Below are 17,644 nucleotides of genomic sequence, written 5' to 3' on the forward strand. Positions count from 1 at the left end.
GTGCGGCGTGCAAAAAGTGATGAAGAAGGAGTTGGAATTGGAGTTGGCAACGGCTTGTTCATGCGATTCGGAGAGGTTTCCGGGTAAAAAGTTCTCCCCGGCTTTATCGGGCCACATGTTACACACTGGCTTGAGGCGGCCGTCACAAAACGTTTATCGAGCGGCGCGGTCCTACAGAAGCACCAGCGGCAGGCCCTGGATGAGGGCCCCGTAGAATCCGCCGCCATGCAAGCATCCCCCGGCGGCGAGAACGCCCGCCCTCCCCTGATGCGCCGTCTGGCGCGACTCATGACCTGGTTTGGCGGCTCGCGCCAATGGTGGGCCCTCGGACTGAGCGGGGCGATGCTGGCTGCAATCACCGAGCCACTGATGGCCGCGCTGCTGAAGCCGCTGCTCGATCGCGGCTTCACGCGCGGCGAGATGCCGTTGTGGTTCGTGCCTGCCGCCGTGCTGCTGCTGTTCGCGGTGCGCGGCATCGCCCAGTTCATCTCCCAGTACGCGCTGTCGCGCATCGCCAATGAAGGCATGCAGAAGCTGCGACGGGTGCTGTTCGAGCACCTGCTCGGCGCCGAACTCGCGCTGTTCGCGCGCCAATCGGCCAGCACCCTGTCGAACACGGTGGTCTACGAAGTGCAGACCGGCGCAATGCTGCTGGTGCAGGCGCTGCTCGGCCTTTCGCGCGACGGCTTCACGCTGATCGCGCTGCTTGGCTATCTGGTTTACCTGAACTGGAAGCTCACCCTGATCGTCGCATTCCTCGTGCCCAGCATCTCCTGGATCATGAAGGTGTTCTCCAAACGGCTGTACCGCCTCACCCAGCAAGGCCAGCAGGCCACCGACGAACTGGCCTACGTGGTCGAGGAGAACGTGCTCGCCCACCGCGTGGTGCGCCTGCACGGCGCGGAAGGCGCGCAGGGCCACCGCTTCGAACAGCTGAGCCAACGCCTGAACCGCCTGGCCGTGAAGTCGACCATCGCGCAGGCGGCCACCACGCCGCTCACACAGATGATGGCGTCGCTCGCGCTGTCGGTGGTGGTGATGATCGCGCTCTGGCAAAGCGGCAAGCAGGGCTTCACGGTGGGCGGCTTCGTTGCCTACATCACGGCCATGCTGATGCTGATTGCGCCGATCCGGCGCCTCGCCGAAGTGGCCGGCCCGATCACGCGCGGCCTCGCCGCCCTGGAGCGCGGGCTGGTCCTGATCGACGACGTGGCACCGGAGTCGCAGGGCACATTCCAGGTCGAACACGCCGAAGGACGCATCGAGCTGCGCAACGTGCAGGTCAGCTACCGAGGCGAAGACGAACAACGCGCGCTCGACGGCGTGAGCCTGACCATCGAGCCCGGCCAGGTGGTCGCATTCGTCGGCCCCTCGGGTTCAGGCAAGACCACGCTGGTCAACCTGCTGCCCCGCTTCGTGCAGCCCAGCGGCGGCCAGGTGCTGCTCGACGGGCACGACACCAGCGAATGGCAACTGAAGAGCCTGCGCGCCCAGTTCGCCATGGTGAGCCAGGATGTCGTGATGCTCAACGAGACGCTGGCCGCCAACGTGGCGCTGGGCGCCGAGATCGACCGCGAGCGCGTGCTGCAGTGCATAGCGGCGGCCAACCTCAGTGCGCATGTCGAAAGCCTGCCCCAGGGCATGGACACGGTTCTCGGCCACAACGCCACGCAGCTGTCGGGCGGCCAGCGCCAGCGCCTCGCCATTGCCCGCGCGCTGTACAAGAACGCCCCCGTGCTGCTGCTCGACGAAGCCACCTCGGCTCTCGACACCGAGTCCGAGCGGCTGGTGCAGGGTGCCCTGCAGCGCCTGATGCAGAACCGCACGACGCTGATCGTGGCCCACCGCCTCTCGACCATCCAGCACGCAGATCGGATCATCGTGATGGAGCAAGGCCGCATCGCGGAGCAAGGCAGCCACGCACAACTCATGGCGATGGACGGACTCTATGCGCGGCTGCAGACGCTGGCCGTGCGCAGCGCCACGCCGGGGCAGGATCCGACGCTCTGAGCCGCTCTCAGAGCAGCACGATGTCGTACTGCCCCTGCCCGATCGCGGGCTCGGCCTGCAGCGAAATCGGCTTGCCGATGAAGTCGCTCAGCCCCGCCAGGTGCTGGCTTTCCTCATCGAGGAACAGCTCGATCACCTGAGGCGACGACACGATGCGGAACTCGCGCGGCGTGAACTGCCGCGCCTCGCGCAGGATTTCGCGCATCACGTCGTAGGCCACGCTGCGCGCGGTCTTCACGATGCCCTGCCCGCCACAGGCCACGCAGGGCTCGCACAGCATGTGCGCCAGCGATTCGCGGGTGCGCTTGCGTGTCATCTCGACCAGTCCGAGCTGCGAGAAACCGCCGGCCGTGGTCTTCACCCGGTCGCGCGCTAACTGCTTGCGGAATTCCGCCAGCACCTGCTCGCGATGGTCGTCGCGCCCCATGTCGATGAAGTCGACGATGATGATCCCGCCCAGATTGCGCAGCCGCAACTGCCGCGCGATGGCCTGCGCCGCTTCGAGGTTCGTCTTGAAGATGGTGTCGTCGAAGTTGCGCGCGCCGACGAAGCCGCCGGTGTTCACGTCCACCGTGGTCAGCGCCTCGGTCTGGTCGACCACCAGGTAGCCACCCGACTTGAGCTCGACGCGCCGGCCCAGCGCCTTCGCGATTTCCTCGTCGACCGAATACAGATCGAAGATCGGCCGCTCGCCCCTGTAGTGCTGCAGCTTGCCAGCTGCCTTGGGCATGAACTCGAGGCCGAACTTCAACAGCACCTCGAACTGCTCGCGCGAATCGATGCGGATGGTCTGCGTGTCCTCGCTGGTCATGTCGCGCAGCACGCGCTGCAGCAGGCTCAGATCCTGGTGCAGCAGCGACATCGCCGGCATGCGCATCGATGCCTCTCGGATGCGCGACCAGGTCTTGCGCAGGTAGGCGATGTCTTCGGCCAGTTCGGGGTCGCTGGAATCTTCGCCATTGGTGCGCAGGATGAAGCCACCCGTGTTGGCCGGCACCACGCCGCCGCTGTCGGCAGCCGCGGCCGCCTCGATCAGCGCGAGCATGCGGTTGCGCAGCGACTCGCGCTGGTCCGACGGAATCTTCTGCGAAACGCCGATGTGGTTGTCCTGCGGCAGGAACACCAGCAGCCGCCCGGCAATGCTGATCTGCGTCGACAAGCGCGCACCCTTGGTGCCGATGGGGTCCTTGATGACCTGCACCAGCAGCGACTGGCCTTCGAACACCTGCTTCTCGATCGGCACCATCGGGCCACCGTTGCGATGGTCGCGCTCGGGCGCCGGTGCGCTGGGCCGCGAGCCCGGCGTGAACGGCGAGACGATGTCGGCCACGTGCAGGAAGGCGGTGCGCTCCAGACCGATGTCGATGAAGGCCGACTGCATGCCCGGCAACACGCGCGACACCTTGCCGAGGTAGATGTTGCCGACGAGTCCGCGCTCCAGCGTGCGCTCGACGTGCAGCTCCTGCACCGCACCGTGCTCGACCAGCGCCACGCGGGTCTCCTGTGGAGACCAGTTGATCAGTATGTCCTGCATGGAATTCTCAAGTATTGAAACCGGCGCTTCGAAGCAGCTGCGCGGTCTCGAACATGGGGAGGCCCATGATGCCCGAATAGGACCCGCTGATGTGCTCGATGAACGCGGCCGCCGCACCCTGGATGGCATAGGCCCCGGCCTTGCCGAGCGGCTCGCCGCTGTCGGCGTAGCGGGCGATCTGCGCATCGGTGATGTCGGCGAAACGCACGCGCGACACGCTGAGCGCCGCATGGCGCTGCGTGCCGTGCTGCAGCGCCACGGCCGTCAGCACGCGGTGCGTGCTGCCTGAGAGCATCCGCAACATGCGCGCGGCATCCTTCTCGTCTTCGGGCTTGCCGAGGATGGCGCGGCCGAGCGTAACCGTGGTGTCCGCGCAGAGCACCGGCGCCTCGGCCAGTCCGCGGCTCCGGAGCCGGGCCACGGCGGCATCGAGCTTCAGCGCCGTGACGCGCTGCACATAAGTCGCCGGGGCCTCATTGGGCAGCACGGCTTCGAGCGATTCGGCGTCTTCGCCGGCATCGGCCAGCAGCAGTGCATGGCGAACGCCGAGCTGGCCGAGCAGCTGGGCGCGGCGGGGGCTTTGTGAAGCGAGGTAGACGAAATCCGACAAGGCTCAGTGCTCCTGAAGGGCCGAGCGGCGGCCGCCCGGGTCCGAAAAGAATGTGAAGGACTGCAAGGCCACCGATGAGGCATCGAGCCGCGCGGCCCGCCCGTCGGCGCTGGTCATTCGCGGTGGTAAGGATGGCCTGCGTTGACCGACCACGCCCGATACAACTGCTCGACCAGCAGCACCCGCGCCATCGCGTGCGGCAGCGTCAGGTCGGACAGCCGGATGCGCTCGTGGGCCGCAGCCTTGAAGGCCGGGTCGAGGCCGTCGGGCCCGCCGATGACCAGAGCCACGTCATCGCCCTCGCCTTGCCAGGCCTGCAGCCGCGCGGCAAGCGCCTTGGTGGTCAGTGCCGTGCCGCGTTCGTCGAGCGCGACGATGCGCATGCCGCGCGCCGAGCTTTTGGCAATGGCGCCCTCGATGCGTTCGCGCTCGGCGGCATACAGCGTTTCCAGCGACTTGGAGCCGCGCGGCTCGGTCTTGACGGCGCGCAGCTCGAGCTTGAGTTCGGGCGGGAAGCGCTTGGCGTAGTCGTCCCAGGCAGTCTGAGCCCAATCGGGCATGCGTTGCCCGACGGCGACCACCAGCAGCTTCATGCGCGGCGGGCTGGCGCCTTCTTGGCAGCCGCCGCCTTCTTCGCAGCGGGCTTCTTGGCGGCGGGCTTGCCGACGACCTTGACCGGCACGCGCGCGGTGGTTGTCTTCTTGGCAGGCACCTTCTTGGCAGCCGTTTTCCTGGCCGGGGCCTTCGCGGCCTTGGCTTCCTGCTCGGCTGCGCGGATCGCGGTCTTGGAGGCGCTCGAGCGGCGCAGCGTGGGCTCCTTGCCGGCGGCCTTCTTCTTGCCTTCGGGTTCGTCCTTGACCGACGAGCTGGTCGCCATGGCAGGCTTGGCACCGCCGAGCTTGGCGCGCACCGGCTTGTCGCCCCAGATCTCTTCGAGGTGGTAGTACTGGCGGATGGCGGGCTGCATGATGTGCGCCACGGCCGCGCCGCAGTCCACGATGATCCACTCGCCGTTGTCCTCGCCCTCGATGCGCGGCTTGCCGAAACCGGCTTCGCGCACCGCATCGCGCACGCTGGCGGCCAGCGCCTTGGTCTGGCGATTGGAGGTGCCCGACGCGACGATCACGCGCTCGAACAGCGGCGAAAGATGTTCTGTGTCGAATACCTGGATGTCCTGCGCCTTGACGTCTTCGAGACCATCGATGATGGCTCGCTGGAGTTTCTGGGTGTCTTTCTTGGCGGCGGCTTCAGTGGTCATCAGGCAGAGCGGTAGAGGTGGTGTTGGTCAATATAGCGTGCAACCGTGGGCGGAACCAGCGAGGAAATGTCCACGCCAAGCGCTGCGCGCCGCCGGATCTCGGTGGCACTGGTATCCATGGGTGGCAGTTCGAGCGCCTCGAAACGAGCGCCAACCGGAAGGCCGGGCAGCATTTTCGGATCAAAACGAGCAGTGTCGCCCGTCGATAATGCGCGATACGCTACAGAAACAATAGCAATGCCGAGTATATCCTGCCAGCCATGCCAGGTCGGCAACGCGCTCGCCTGGTCGGCGCCCATGATCAGGACCAGCTGTGCGCCGGGCTGCTCGCGCTGCAGCTCGTTCAGCGTATCGAGGGTGTAGGTCGGGCCGTCGCGCAGCACTTCGCGGCTGTCGACGACGACGGTGCCCTTCAGGCCGGAGAAGGCCAGGCGCGTCATCGCGAGGCGGTCTTCCTTCGGCGTCAGCGCCCTGCTCTTGTGCCAGGCCTGCCCGGTGGGAATGACGTGCAGTTCGGCAAGGCCGAGTTGCGCCAGCGCGGCTTCGGCAAGCGCCACATGGGCGTTGTGCGGCGGGTCGAATGCGCCGCCGAAAACGCCGATGCGGGGAGCCTTGCCGGAAGGGTTCACAACCAGTCGCGCCGCACGATGAAGTCGCTGTACAGCGCGGCTTCGGGGCTGCCCGGTTCGGGCTGCTGCTGGTAGGCCCAGCTTGCCAGCGGCGGCATCGAGAGCAGGATCGATTCGGTGCGTCCGCCCGACTGGAGGCCGAAGTGCGTGCCGCGGTCCCACACGAGGTTGAACTCCACGTACCGGCCGCGCCGGTAGAGCTGGAAGTTGCGCTCGCGCTCCGAATAAGGCGTGGCGCGGCGGCGCTCGACGATCGGCAGATAGGCCGGCAGGAAGCCGTTGCCTACCGAGCGGATCATCGCGAAGCCGTTCTCGAAACCGCCCTCGGAAAAATCGTCGAAGAAGATGCCGCCGATGCCGCGCTGCTCGTTGCGGTGCTTCAGGAAGAAATACTCGTCGCACCACGTCTTGAAGCGCGGGTACTTGTCGTCGCCGAAGGGCGCGAGCGCATCGCGGCACGCGGTATGGAAGTGAACCGCGTCTTCCTCGAAGCCGTAGCAAGGCGTGAGGTCCATGCCGCCGCCGAACCAGCAGACCGGCTCCCCGCCTTCGGGAAGCGCGGCGAGCATGCGCACGTTCATGTGCACGATGGGCACGTACGGATTGCGCGGGTGGAACACCAGCGACACACCCATTGCCTCGAAAGGTGCCCCCGCCAACTCGGGCCGGTTCTGCGTGGCCGAGGGTGGCAGCTTCGCTCCGCGCACCTGCGAGAAGCCGCAGCCCGCGCGCTCGAAGAGTTCGCCGCCCTCGAGGATGCAGGTCAACCCGTGGCCCTGCAGCGGCTCGCCGGGAGCCTTCTGCCATGCGTCGCGCACGCACGCACTGCCGTCGGCCTTCTCGACAGCCGCGATGATCGACTGCTGCAGCCCGCGAAGGTATTCGCCGACCGCTGCCGGGTTGGTTTGCTGCATCAAGCGCCGTGAGGGTTGCGCGCGTGAACAGCGCGGAATCCGATGTCCTTGCGGTACTGCACGCCGTCGAAGCTGACGCGCGCCGCAACCTCATAGGCCCGTTGCTGCGCCTGCTTCACGCTATCGGCCAGCACGGTCACGCAGAGCACGCGGCCACCGCTGGTCTTGAGCTCGCCGTCCTGCAGCGTCGTGCCGGCGTGGAACACCACGGCGTCGGGCGCCTCGGCTGGAATGCCGGTGATGCGATCGCCCTTGCGCGGCGACAGCGGGTAGCCGTGCGCGGCCATCACCACGCCCAGTGCCACGCGCCGGTCCCATTGCAGCTCGACCTGGTCGAGCGTGCCGTCGGTGGCATGCCAGAACACTTCGAAGAGGTCGGACTTGAGACGCATCATGATCGGCTGCGTCTCGGGGTCACCCATGCGGCAGTTGAATTCGAGCGTCTTCGGATGGCCGGTGGCGTCGATCATCAGGCCGGCATAGAGGAAGCCGGTGAACGGAATGCCGTCTTTTTCCATGCCGCGGATGGTCGGCAGGATGATTTCGCGCATAGCGCGCGCATGCACCTCGGCCGTGACCACCGGCGCAGGCGAGTACGCACCCATGCCGCCGGTGTTGGGGCCTTCGTCGTTGTCGAGCAGGCGCTTGTGGTCCTGGCTGGTGGCCAGCGCGGTCACGTTCTTGCCGTCGCACAGCACGATGAAGCTGGCTTCCTCGCCCTGCAGGAATTCCTCGATCACGACACGCGCGCCGCCTTCGTTGTGCGACACGCCGAACTTGTTGTCGACCAGCATGAAGTCGACGGCCTCGTGCGCTTCCTGCGCGGTCATGGCCACCACCACGCCCTTGCCTGCCGCCAGGCCGTCGGCCTTGACGACGATGGGCGCACCCTTGGCGTCGATGTACGCATGCGCAGCTGCGGCGTCGGTGAAGGCCTCGTATTCGGCTGTCGGGATCTTGTGGCGCTTCATGAACGCCTTGGAAAACGCCTTCGAGCTTTCGAGCTGCGCGGCCGCCTGCGTCGGGCCGAAGATGCGCAGGCCGTGCGCGCGGAACTCGTCGACCACGCCCGCAGCGAGCGGCCCCTCCGGGCCGACCACGGTCAGCGCGATCTTTTCCTTGATGGCCCACTCGCGCAACGCGGCAGGCTCGGTGATGTCGATGCAGTCGTAGCGTTCGTCGGCCGCGGTGCCGCCGTTGCCCGGCGCCACGTAAACGCGGCTCACCCGGGCGGCCTGCGCCAGGCGCCATGCCAGAGCGTGTTCACGGCCCCCGCCTCCAATTACCAGTACCTTCATTCGCGGGCCTTCATTTCTCGCTGTGATTCAACAAACAAACTAACAGTCATTCATTCCGACAGCGAGGCGTTGTGATAAACGTCCTGCACGTCGTCCAGGTCCTCGAGCACGTCGAGCAACTTCTGCATTCTTGCGGCGTCCTCGCCGGTCACGTCCACGGTGTTCTCGGCGCGCATGGTGACTTCGGCCGCGTCGGGCTTCAGGCCCGCGGCTTCGAGCGCGTTCTTCACGGTCTCGAAGTCGGCCACGGCGGTGATCACCTCGATGGCGCCGTCGTCGTCGGTCACCACGTCCTCGGCGCCCGCTTCGAGCGCCACTTCCATCACCTTGTCTTCACTGGTGCCCGGCGCAAAGATGAACTGGCCGCAGTGCTTGAACTGGAAGGCCACCGAGCCTTCGGTGCCCATGTTGCCGCCGTGCTTGGAGAAAGCGTGGCGCACTTCGGCCACGGTGCGCACGCGGTTGTCGGTCATGGTGTCGACGATGATCGCCGCGCCACCGATGCCGTACCCTTCGTAACGAATTTCTTCGTAATTGACGCCTTCCAGATTGCCCGTGGCCTTGTCGATATTGCGCTTGATGGTGTCGATCGGCAGGTTCACCGCCTTGGCCTTTTCCACCGCCAGCCGCAGCCGGGGGTTGGAGCCCAGGTCGGCGCCGCCGGCGCGGGCGGCCACCGTGATTTCGCGAATGGCGCGGGTCCAGAGCTTGCCCCGCTTCTCGTCCTGGCGGCCCTTCCGGTGCTGAATATTCGCCCACTTGCTATGTCCGGCCATGGCTTTCTATCTCGCTGTCTTGTGTTTTCAAAGCAAGCTCCGAGTTTACTGTCCGGCGCACACAACGCCCGCCGCGGGCCGGGAATTCGGGGTAGAGCTTTTGGTGATAATCGTTCGATGACGCCATCGCCTTCCGTCGGGCCCGGGAATCCCGACACCCTGCCGCCGCACGCTCCTTTGCCGCTGTACTACAAGACCGAGGCGGAGCACCAGGCGTTCCTGCTGCGCATCTTCGACAGCACGGCGGCGGACTACGACCGCATCGAGAGCGTTCTGGCCTTCGGCACCGGTCCGTCGTACCGCCGTGCGGCACTTCAGCAAGCCGGCCTTTCCGCGGGCATGCAGGTGCTGGACGTAGGCATCGGCACCGGGCTCGTGGCCCGGGAGGCGCTCAAGCTCATCGGCTCCATGGGCCACCTCGTGGGCGTCGATCCCAGCCCCGGCATGATGAGCCAGGTCAAGCTGCCCGGCGTCGAGCTGGTGCGCGGCGTGGCCGAGGCCCTGCCCCGGCCCGACGCCAGCTGCGACTTCGTGAGCATGGGCTACGCCATGCGCCACATCAGCGACGTGGCGGCGGCCTTCGGCGAATTCCACCGCGTGCTGCGCCCCGGCGGGCGCGTGGCGGTGCTCGAGATCACCAAGCCCGAGGGCCGCGTTGCCACGGCGCTGCTCAAGGGCTACATGCGTGCCGTCGTGCCGCTGATCGCCCGCGTGGTCGGCCGCCAGCGCAACACTTCCGAACTGTGGCGTTACTACTGGGACACGATCGAGGCCTGCATTCCCCCCCAGCGGGTGATGCAGGCACTGGCCGCCGCGGGCTTTCGCGACGTGCGCCGGCATGCGAGCCTCGGCGTCTTCTCTTCCTATACCGCCATCAAACCCGAACATCCCGCCGAGGCCAGCTGACAGTGCGAGCTCTGGACGACACCTCTTCTTCCCATTTGCGCGTCGAGCGCCTGTCGCTGCCGGCCAGCCTGGCGCTGGCCACCGACGGCAAGGCGCCTTTCGCGGCGCTCGGCTATGGAACGCCGCACGGCGTGGCCTGGATGCCGACGGTCAACGCGCGCGTGCTGTCTGCCAACGGCGCCATGGCCGACGTGTGGCATGCGAGCGGCCCGAACATCAAGTCGGGCACCACCGGCATTGCGCGCTGGCGCACCGACGGGCACTGGCTGCTCGGCGCCATCGATCTCGACGAGGCCAAGGAAAGGCAGGGCCTCGCCGAACTCGCGCACCGCGCCTACCGCGATCTCTTCAAGACGCTCGATCAGGCCGGCACACCGCACCTGCAGCGCATCTGGAACTACCTGCCGCAGATCAATGCCGATGGCGGCGGGCTGGAACGCTACCGCCAGTTCAACCTCGGCCGGCAGGAAGCGTTTCTCGAAGCCGGCCGCGCTGCCTTCGAAGGCGCGCCGGCGGCCTGCGCGCTGGGCATCCACCAGGGCGCCCTGTCGATCCGTTTCCTGGCCGGCCAGCAAGCGCCGCTGCCGGTCGAGAACCCGCGGCAGGTCTCGGCCTACCGCTATCCCGAAACCTACGGCCCGCGCTCGCCGACCTTCTCGCGCGCCGCGCTGGCAGACATCGGCGATGGAAACATCGCGCTCTTCATCTCGGGCACCGCGAGCATCGTCGGCCACGAGACCGTGCACCGCGGCAACCTGCCGGAGCAGACGCGCGAAACGCTGCGCAACCTGCAGGCCGTGATCGCGGCCGCCAACGAGCGCGGCACGGCGCAGTTCTCGCTGGCCGAACTCAACTGCGTGGTCTACGTGCGGCATCCGTCGGACACCGAGACGGTGCGCGGCATCATCGAGGACACGCTCGGCGCCGACGCCCCGATGGCGCGCCACGCGGTGTACCTCGAAGCCGACATCTGCCGCAGCGACCTCCTGGTCGAGATCGAGGCCCACACGGTCGCGGCCGGCCAGCTGCGGGCCTGACCGGTCGTTGTCCGGCACCCATCGTCTGATTGACTGATTCAATGACTCGCGTGCTGCGATTTCTCATGTCGATTCTGCTCGCGTTGATGCTCTACGCGCTGCTGCTGTTCCTGGGCCTGATCTCGCTGGTCTGGAACTTCGTTGCCATGCTGATCCACCCGGTGATGCCGGCCGCGCCCGCGCGCACCCTGGGCCGCATGACCATCGCCTTTGCGTACCGCATGTTCTGGTGGCTGGCATCGGTGACCGGCATGATGCGCATCGACGCCACCTGCCTCGACCCGATGCGCAAGGAGCCTGGCGTGATCTTCGTGGCCAACCACCCGACCATGCTCGATGCGCTGCTGCTGGTGGCACGCCTGCCGCGCAGCGCCTGCATCATGAAGGCCGACCTGATGGGCAACATCTTCCTGGGCGCGGGGGCGCGGCTGGCGCGCTACATCAGCAACAGGTCGGCCCGCACGATGGTGCGACTGGCCGTGAACGACCTGCGCAACGGCGGCCAGCTGGTGATCTTTCCAGAAGGCACGCGCACGGTGACGCCGCCGCTCAACCCGTTCCGCCCCGGCACCACGCTGATCGCCAAGCTCGCGCAGGCGCCCATTCAAACAGTGTTCATCGACACCGATTCGCCTTACCTCAGTAAAGGCTGGCCGCTGTGGCGCGTGCCGCCGCTGCCCATCGTCTTCACCTTGCGGCTCGGCAAGCGCTTTGCGCCCACGCAGAACAGCGACGTGCTGCAGGCCGAGCTCGAACAATACTTCCGCCAAAACATGGAGCAGCGCGCCACCGACGCGTCCCCCGAATGCCAGACGCCTCGCGCACCCACCTTGTCCTGATCCCCAGCTACAACACCGGCGAACGCCTGTTCTCGACAGTCGCCGCGGCGCGCGCGCAATGGAACCCCGTGTGGGTGGTGGTCGACGGCAGCGACGACGGCACGGGCGAGCGGCTGCAGCAGATGGCCGCCAGCGATCCCGGCCTGCGCGTGTGGGTGCTGCCGCAGAACCAGGGCAAGGGTTCTGCCGTGCTGCACGGACTGCGCGCCGCGAAGGACGCAGGCTTCACGCATGCGCTGACGATGGACTCCGACGGGCAGCATCCGGCGGACCTGATCCCGGCATTCATGAAGGCATCGCTGGCGCGACCCGAGACGATGGTGCTCGGGCGCCCGGTGTTCGATGCCAGCGCGCCGCTGCTGCGCGTGCGCGGGCGGCGCGTGTCGAACGGATGGACGCAGCTGGAAACACTGTTCGCCGGCGTGGGCGATTCGCTCTACGGTTTCCGCGTGTACCCGGTGGCCGACCTGATCGCCGTGATGGCACGCCAGCCGTGGATGAGGCGCTTCGACTTCGATACCGAAGCCGTCGTGCGGCTGGCATGGCGCGGCGTCAAGCCCGTGAACATCGATGCGCCCGTGAAATACCTGACCGCCGAGGAAGGCGGGGTCTCGCACTTCCGCTATGGGCGCGACAACGTGCTGCTGACGTGGATGCATGCACGGCTGATGGTCGAGTTCGTGTTGCGGCTGCCTGCGCTGGTGTTGCGCAAGCTGGCGAAGAAGCCGCCGTTCCAGGACTGATGTCTTGTCCCCTCCCCCTCCGGGAGAGGGTTGGGGTGAGGGCTTCAGCGCGCGCGGCGCGAACGCAGCAGCAGCGTGACCAGCAGCAGCGAGAGAACAACGAAAGCAATGAACGACCAGTTCGCCAGCGTCAGGCCGAACAGCGTCCAGTCGACCTTGGAACAGTCACCGCCGCCGCGGAAGATCATCGGCAGCGCGCGCTTCAGCGGGAAGGTCTCGATCATCCCGTAGAGGTCGCGCCCGCAGGACACGACTTCGGGCGGATACCACTGCAGCCAGCTTTGCGAGGCCGCCGTGTAAGCGCCGCCGACCGCTGCGAGCAGCGCCAGCACTCCGCCCGCGACCCGCAGGCCGACGCTGCGGAACACCGCGGCCAGCCCGGTGAACAGCGCCACCAGCACCAGCGCATAGCGCTGCACGATGCACATGGGACAAGGCTCGAGCCCGACCACGTGCTGCAGGTAGAGCCCGAAGGCCAGCATGAGAACGCAGGCCAGGCAAATCAGCGCGAACGCGCGGCGCGGCGCGCCGAAGTACCAATCGATCAAGGAGACACCCAATCTTCTTCTACGAACACCCTGGCCTTGCGCGGATTGGCGACGACGGTGTCGCCTTCCTTCAAGCCCAGTTCCCGGAACTGTTGCGCAGGGAGTTGCGCCTCGATGATGGTTCCGGAGCCCGGATTATCTGGATTCGTTTCGGTGGGTTCAAGTTCCAGCCGTGCGATCGGTCCGACCACGATGGCGCGCGCCAGCGTGGCGACGATGCCGGAGGCGCCAGGCGCATAGCGTGTCACGTCGATGTCATGCGGGCGCACATAGGCGCGCGCCTTGGCGTCGCGCGCGCCGCTGTGCTCGGGCGAATCGAGGCGCATGCCTTCGAGCTGCACCTGGCCGTTGTCGGCCCGTCCATGGAACAGGTTTACGTCACCCAGGAAGCCATAGACGAACGGGCTCGCGGGCTTGTCCCACACGTCCTGCGGCGAGCCGACCTGTTCGATCTGTCCCTTGTTGATGACCACCACGCGGTCGGCCACTTCGAGCGCCTCTTCCTGGTCGTGCGTGACGAAGATCGAGGTGACGTGCAGTTCGTCGTGCAGCCGGCGCAGCCAGCGGCGCAGTTCCTTGCGCACCTTGGCGTCGAGCGCGCCGAAGGGTTCGTCGAGCAGCAGCACCTTGGGCTCCACCGCCAGCGCGCGGGCCAGCGCAATGCGCTGGCGCTGGCCGCCGGAGAGTTGCGACGGGTAGCGGTCGGCCAGCCAGTCGAGCTGCACCAGCTTGAGCAGCTCGGTCACCTTGGCCTTGATCTGCGCGTCGCTCGGGCGCTCCTTGCGCGGCTTCACGCGCAGGCCGAAGGCGACGTTCTCGAACACGGTCATGTGGCGGAACAGCGCGTAGTGCTGGAACACGAAGCCGACCTGCCGCTCGCGCACGTGCACGTCGGTGGTGTCCTCGCCCGCGAACAGGATGCTGCCGGTGTCGGCCGTTTCCAAGCCCGCGATGATGCGCAGCAGCGTGGTCTTGCCGCAGCCCGAGGGACCGAGCAGCGCGACGAGTTCGCCGGATTCGACGTCGAGACTCACGTCGCGCAGCGCACGGAAGTCGCCGAACTGCTTGCTGATGTTGCGGATTTCGATGCTCATGATTTCTTCTCTCTCAGGCTCAGGCCGCCGTGGTTTCCGGAGGACGCTCGGGGGGCAGCTCGGCAATGGCTTTCATCTCGCGCTCGTGGCGCCATTCGATGACCGACTTGATCACCAGCGTGACCAGCGCGAGGATGGCCAGCAGCGAGGCCACTGCGAACGCGGCCACCGACTGGTATTCGTTGTAGAGCACTTCCACGTGCAGCGGCATGGTGTTGGTCTGCCCGCGGATGTGGCCCGACACCACCGACACCGCGCCGAACTCGCCCATGGCGCGCGCGTTGCACAGGATCACGCCGTACAGCAGGCCCCACTTGATGTTGGGCAGCGTCACACGCCAGAAGGTCTGCCAGCCGGTCGCGCCGAGCACGATGGCCGCCTGCTCCTCGTCGGTGCCCTGCGCCTGCATCAGCGGCACGAGTTCGCGCGCGATGAACGGAAAGGTCACGAACACGGTCGCCAGCACGATGCCGGGCACCGCGAAGATGATCTTGACGTCATGCTCCGCAAGCCACGGGCCGAGCCAGCCCTGCGCGCCGAACACCAGCACGTAGATCAGGCCCGCCACCACCGGCGACACCGCGAACGGCAGGTCGACCAGCGTGGTGAGGAAGGCCTTGCCGCGGAACTCGAACTTGGCGATGGCCCAGGCCGCCGCCACACCGAACACGAGGTTCATCGGCACCGCGATGGCGGCCGTGATCAGCGTGAGGCGGATGGCGCTCCAGGCATCGGGCTCCTTCAGCGCGTCGAGGTAGGCACCGACGCCCTTGCGCAGCGCCTCGGTCGCCACGGCAGCCAGCGGCAGCACGAGGAACAGGAACATGAACGCCAGCGCGAGGCCGATCAGCACCCAGCGCACCCAGGGCGATTCGGTGGTGCCGGCCTGTGCGCGGCGAATGACTTTGGAAGGGGCGCTCATCTCATGCTCCCGCGCGGCGGCGCTGCCAGGCTTGCAGGCCGTTGATGACCAGCAGCAGCACGAACGAAATGACCAGCATCACCAGCGCGACCGCCGTGGCGCCCGCATAGTCGTATTGCTCCAGCTTGCCGATGATGATCAGCGGCGTGATCTCCGAGATCATCGGCATGTTGCCGGCGATGAAAATCACAGAGCCGTACTCGCCGATGGCGCGCGCGAAGGCCATGGCAAAGCCCGTGAGCAGCGCGGGCGCGATCGACGGAAAGATCACCTTGGTGAAGGTCTGCAGGCGCGTCGCGCCCAGCGAGGTGGCGGCTTCTTCCAGCTCCTTCTCGGTGTCTTCGAGCACCGGCTGCACCGTGCGCACCACGAAGGGCAGCCCGATGAAGATCAGCGCGATCACGATGCCCGCCGGCGTGAACGCCAGCTTGATGCCGTGCGGCTCGAGCAGTTGCCCGACCCAGCCATTGCCTGCAAGCAGCGCGGTCAGCGAGATGCCGGCCACGGCCGTCGGCAGCGCGAACGGCAGGTCGACCAGTGCATCGACGATGCGTTTGCCCGGGAACTTGTAGCGCACCAGCACCCAGGCCACCAGCAGGCCGAACACCGCATTCACGATGGCCGCGATCAGCGATGCGCCGAAGGTCAGCCGGTACGAGGCCATCACGCGCGGCGCGGTCACGGCCACCCAGAACTGCTCCCAGGTCAGCGTGAATGTCTTGAAGACCAGCGCCGACAGCGGGATCAGAACGATCAGGCTGAGATAAAGAATCGAGAAGCCGAGCGTGATGTGGAAACCGGGCAGCACGCGCTTGGCGCCCCCTGCCCGGTTGGCACGAGAAAAAGGCGCTCCCGCTGACGGGAGCGCCGAAGAAACAGCGCCGCTCATTACCTGCCGCCGGGGGTGTACAACTTGTCGAACTGACCGCCGTCGTTGAAGTGCACCTTCTGCGCTTCGCCGAGGCTGCCGAACAATTCCTGCACCGTGAACAGCTGCAGCGGCTTGAAGGTCGCTGCGTACTTCTTGAGCACAGCCTGCGAGCGCGGGCGCAGCGCATGCTTGGCCGCGATTTCCTGCGCTTCGTCGGCGTACAGCCAGTCGAGGTAAGCCTTGGCCAGTTCGCCCGTGCCCTTCTTGTTGACGGTGCGTTCCACCACGGCCACCGGGTTCTCGGCCACGATGCTGATCGACGGGTACACCGATTCGACCTTGCCGGTGCCGAATTCACGGTCGATGGACACCACTTCCGATTCGAAGGTGATCAGCGCATCGCCGATGTTGCGTTGCAGGAAGGCGGTGGTCGCGTCGCGGCCGCCGCGTGCCAGCACCGGCACGTTCTTGAACAGCTTGCCGACGAACTCCGCCGCCTGCGCGTCGGTGCCGCCCTTCTTCTTGATGTAGCCCCAGGCGGCCAGGTAGGCGTAGCGGCCATTGCCGCCGGTCTTGGGGTTGACGATCACGACCTGCACGCCGGGCTTGACCAGGTCGTCCCAGTCCTTGATGCCCTTGGGGTTGCCGTTGCGCACGAGGAACAGCATGGTCGACGTGGTCGGCGATGCGTTGTCGGGGAATTTCTTGCTCCAGTCCTTCGCGACCACGCCGGTGTTGGCGAGGAAGTCGATGTCGGTCGTGGTGTTCATCGTCACCACGTCGGCGTCGAGGCCGTCGGCCACCGCGCGGGCCTGCGCGCTGGAGCCGCCGTGCGACTGGTCGATCTTCACGTCCTTGCCGGTGGCCTTCTTGTAGTGCGCCACGAAGGCCGCGTTGTAGTCCTTATAGAACTCGCGGGCCACGTCGTACGAGGCGTTCAGCAGCGACGTGCCCTGGGCAAAGGCGCTGCTGCCGGCGAGTGCTGAGGACGCCAGCGCGAGCACGGCGACGAAGGTCTTGATTCTGGAAGTCATGTGGTTGCCAAGGTTTCTGAAAATTCACGGCCCGCCGGCCAGGCGGCGGGCTCGTCGGTCAAGGACTGGAGCAAGGCAAGGCCCAGCGGCCAGTCCCCGTGCCCCGAGTCGACATTAATGTGGCCCGCATTCTGCATGCGCACGAACTCGCTGCCCCAGGCGCGCGAATATGCACCCGCCAGGCGAATGGGGCAAAAGGGGTCGTTGCTGCTGGCCACCACGATGCTGCGGTACGGCAGCGCGGCGTACGGCACGGGCGCGAAGTCGGACAGCACGGCACGGCGTTCGGGGTCCGCAGGCGCCACCAGCAGCGCGCCCTGGATGCGGGCAGCGGCTTCGGCCGGCAGGTGCGCCGTGGCGATGCAGCCCAGGCTGTGCGCCGCGATCACCACCGGGCCGGGGCTGTCGAGCACCAGCTTCGCCAGCGTCGACACCCACGCATCGCGCTTGGGCGAGGCCCAGTCGTCCTGCACCACCCGCGCCGCGCCGGGAATGCGCTCCTGCCACAGGCTCTGCCAGTGGCCGGGCCCGGAGTCGCGCCAACCTGGCACCATGATGACGCGGGTGTTCATGAGCACTCCCCCAGGCTTCGCGCACTTCGTGTCGCTTCGCCTCCCCCCT

General features: G+C 66.9%; 19 protein-coding genes. 5 read left to right on the forward strand and 14 right to left on the reverse strand.

The window, feature by feature from the left end:
* Positions 1-225: 225 nt before the first annotated feature.
* On the forward strand, positions 226-2,010 hold the full coding sequence (msbA, locus tag ASD05_RS26490; protein WP_056598890.1) for a lipid A export permease/ATP-binding protein MsbA: 1,785 nt from the start codon (positions 226-228) through the stop codon (positions 2,008-2,010).
* A gap of 7 nt (positions 2,011-2,017) precedes the next feature.
* Here the strand turns inward: msbA and rng are convergent, their stop codons facing one another.
* From rng to ASD05_RS26530, 8 genes are all read right to left on the reverse strand, one after another.
* The gene (rng, locus tag ASD05_RS26495) at positions 2,018-3,544 is read right to left on the reverse strand and encodes a ribonuclease G (protein ID WP_056598893.1); all 1,527 of its coding nucleotides are present in this window, start codon (positions 3,542-3,544) and stop codon (positions 2,018-2,020) included.
* Positions 3,545-3,551: 7 nt separating this feature from the next.
* Positions 3,552-4,154: a Maf family protein gene (locus ASD05_RS26500; RefSeq protein ID WP_056598895.1), complete on the reverse strand. Its 603-nt coding sequence runs from the start codon at positions 4,152-4,154 to the stop codon at positions 3,552-3,554.
* A 113-nt stretch (positions 4,155-4,267) separates the two neighbouring features.
* A complete protein-coding gene (gene rlmH / locus ASD05_RS26505) occupies positions 4,268-4,747 on the reverse strand; it encodes a 23S rRNA (pseudouridine(1915)-N(3))-methyltransferase RlmH (protein ID WP_056598898.1) in 480 nt (159 codons plus the stop codon).
* Positions 4,744-5,412 carry a ribosome silencing factor gene (gene rsfS / locus ASD05_RS26510; protein WP_056598901.1) on the reverse strand — a complete coding sequence of 223 codons (669 nt, stop codon included), beginning with the start codon at positions 5,410-5,412 and terminating at the stop codon, positions 4,744-4,746. Before rsfS ends, rlmH begins: the two co-directional genes overlap by 4 nt.
* Positions 5,412-6,041 (reverse strand): nicotinate (nicotinamide) nucleotide adenylyltransferase, encoded by a 630-nt coding sequence (gene nadD / locus ASD05_RS26515; protein ID WP_056598903.1) that lies wholly within the window; start codon positions 6,039-6,041, stop codon positions 5,412-5,414. The genes rsfS and nadD overlap by 1 nt, the downstream gene beginning before the upstream one ends.
* A complete protein-coding gene (gene hemF, locus ASD05_RS26520; RefSeq protein ID WP_056598906.1) occupies positions 6,038-6,955 on the reverse strand; it encodes an oxygen-dependent coproporphyrinogen oxidase in 918 nt (305 codons plus the stop codon). The genes nadD and hemF overlap by 4 nt, the downstream gene beginning before the upstream one ends.
* Complete coding sequence (gene purD / locus ASD05_RS26525; protein WP_056598909.1) at positions 6,955-8,253, reverse strand: phosphoribosylamine--glycine ligase; 1,299 nt, start codon at positions 8,251-8,253, stop codon at positions 6,955-6,957. Before purD ends, hemF begins: the two co-directional genes overlap by 1 nt.
* A 50-nt stretch (positions 8,254-8,303) precedes the next feature.
* Positions 8,304-9,029, reverse strand: a complete 726-nt coding sequence (locus tag ASD05_RS26530; RefSeq protein WP_056598914.1) for a YebC/PmpR family DNA-binding transcriptional regulator — start codon at positions 9,027-9,029, stop codon at positions 8,304-8,306.
* A gap of 117 nt (positions 9,030-9,146) precedes the next feature.
* On the opposite strand from ASD05_RS26530, the gene ASD05_RS26535 reads away from it, so the two are divergent.
* Genes ASD05_RS26535 through ASD05_RS26550 form a run of 4 tightly spaced genes read left to right on the forward strand, consistent with a single transcriptional unit; the run spans position 9,147 to position 12,554 of the window.
* A complete protein-coding gene (locus ASD05_RS26535; RefSeq protein WP_056598917.1) occupies positions 9,147-9,935 on the forward strand; it encodes a class I SAM-dependent methyltransferase in 789 nt (262 codons plus the stop codon).
* A gap of 2 nt (positions 9,936-9,937) precedes the next feature.
* A complete protein-coding gene (locus ASD05_RS26540) occupies positions 9,938-10,972 on the forward strand; it encodes a hypothetical protein (protein ID WP_056598920.1) in 1,035 nt (344 codons plus the stop codon).
* A gap of 41 nt (positions 10,973-11,013) precedes the next feature.
* Positions 11,014-11,811 carry a lysophospholipid acyltransferase family protein gene (locus tag ASD05_RS26545; RefSeq protein ID WP_056598923.1) on the forward strand — a complete coding sequence of 266 codons (798 nt, stop codon included), beginning with the start codon at positions 11,014-11,016 and terminating at the stop codon, positions 11,809-11,811.
* The gene (locus ASD05_RS26550; protein ID WP_056598926.1) at positions 11,778-12,554 is read left to right on the forward strand and encodes a glycosyltransferase family 2 protein; all 777 of its coding nucleotides are present in this window, start codon (positions 11,778-11,780) and stop codon (positions 12,552-12,554) included. Before ASD05_RS26545 ends, ASD05_RS26550 begins: the two co-directional genes overlap by 34 nt.
* Positions 12,555-12,598: 44 nt before the next feature.
* Here ASD05_RS26550 and ASD05_RS26555 read toward each other — a convergent pair whose 3' ends face one another.
* From ASD05_RS26555 to ASD05_RS26580, 6 genes are read right to left on the reverse strand one after another with little or no spacing between them, the layout of a single operon-like run.
* Positions 12,599-13,102: a disulfide bond formation protein B gene (locus ASD05_RS26555; RefSeq protein WP_056598929.1), complete on the reverse strand. Its 504-nt coding sequence runs from the start codon at positions 13,100-13,102 to the stop codon at positions 12,599-12,601.
* Complete coding sequence (locus tag ASD05_RS26560; protein ID WP_056598931.1) at positions 13,099-14,196, reverse strand: sulfate/molybdate ABC transporter ATP-binding protein; 1,098 nt, start codon at positions 14,194-14,196, stop codon at positions 13,099-13,101. The genes ASD05_RS26555 and ASD05_RS26560 overlap by 4 nt, the downstream gene beginning before the upstream one ends.
* 19 nt (positions 14,197-14,215) lie before the next feature.
* On the reverse strand, positions 14,216-15,118 hold the full coding sequence (gene cysW / locus ASD05_RS26565) for a sulfate ABC transporter permease subunit CysW (RefSeq protein ID WP_056598934.1): 903 nt from the start codon (positions 15,116-15,118) through the stop codon (positions 14,216-14,218).
* Position 15,119: 1 nt separating this feature from the next.
* Complete coding sequence (cysT, locus tag ASD05_RS26570) at positions 15,120-16,007, reverse strand: sulfate ABC transporter permease subunit CysT (protein ID WP_056518272.1); 888 nt, start codon at positions 16,005-16,007, stop codon at positions 15,120-15,122.
* Complete coding sequence (locus ASD05_RS26575; RefSeq protein ID WP_056598936.1) at positions 16,007-17,023, reverse strand: sulfate ABC transporter substrate-binding protein; 1,017 nt, start codon at positions 17,021-17,023, stop codon at positions 16,007-16,009. Before ASD05_RS26575 ends, cysT begins: the two co-directional genes overlap by 1 nt.
* Entirely contained in the window at positions 17,020-17,595 is a 576-nt protein-coding gene (locus ASD05_RS26580; protein WP_056598939.1) for an RBBP9/YdeN family alpha/beta hydrolase, read from the reverse strand. Before ASD05_RS26580 ends, ASD05_RS26575 begins: the two co-directional genes overlap by 4 nt.
* Between the last annotated feature and the right edge of the window lie 49 nt (positions 17,596-17,644).

It is taken from the genome of Variovorax sp. Root434 (assembly GCF_001426595.1).
GTDB lineage: Bacteria > Pseudomonadota > Gammaproteobacteria > Burkholderiales > Burkholderiaceae_C > Variovorax.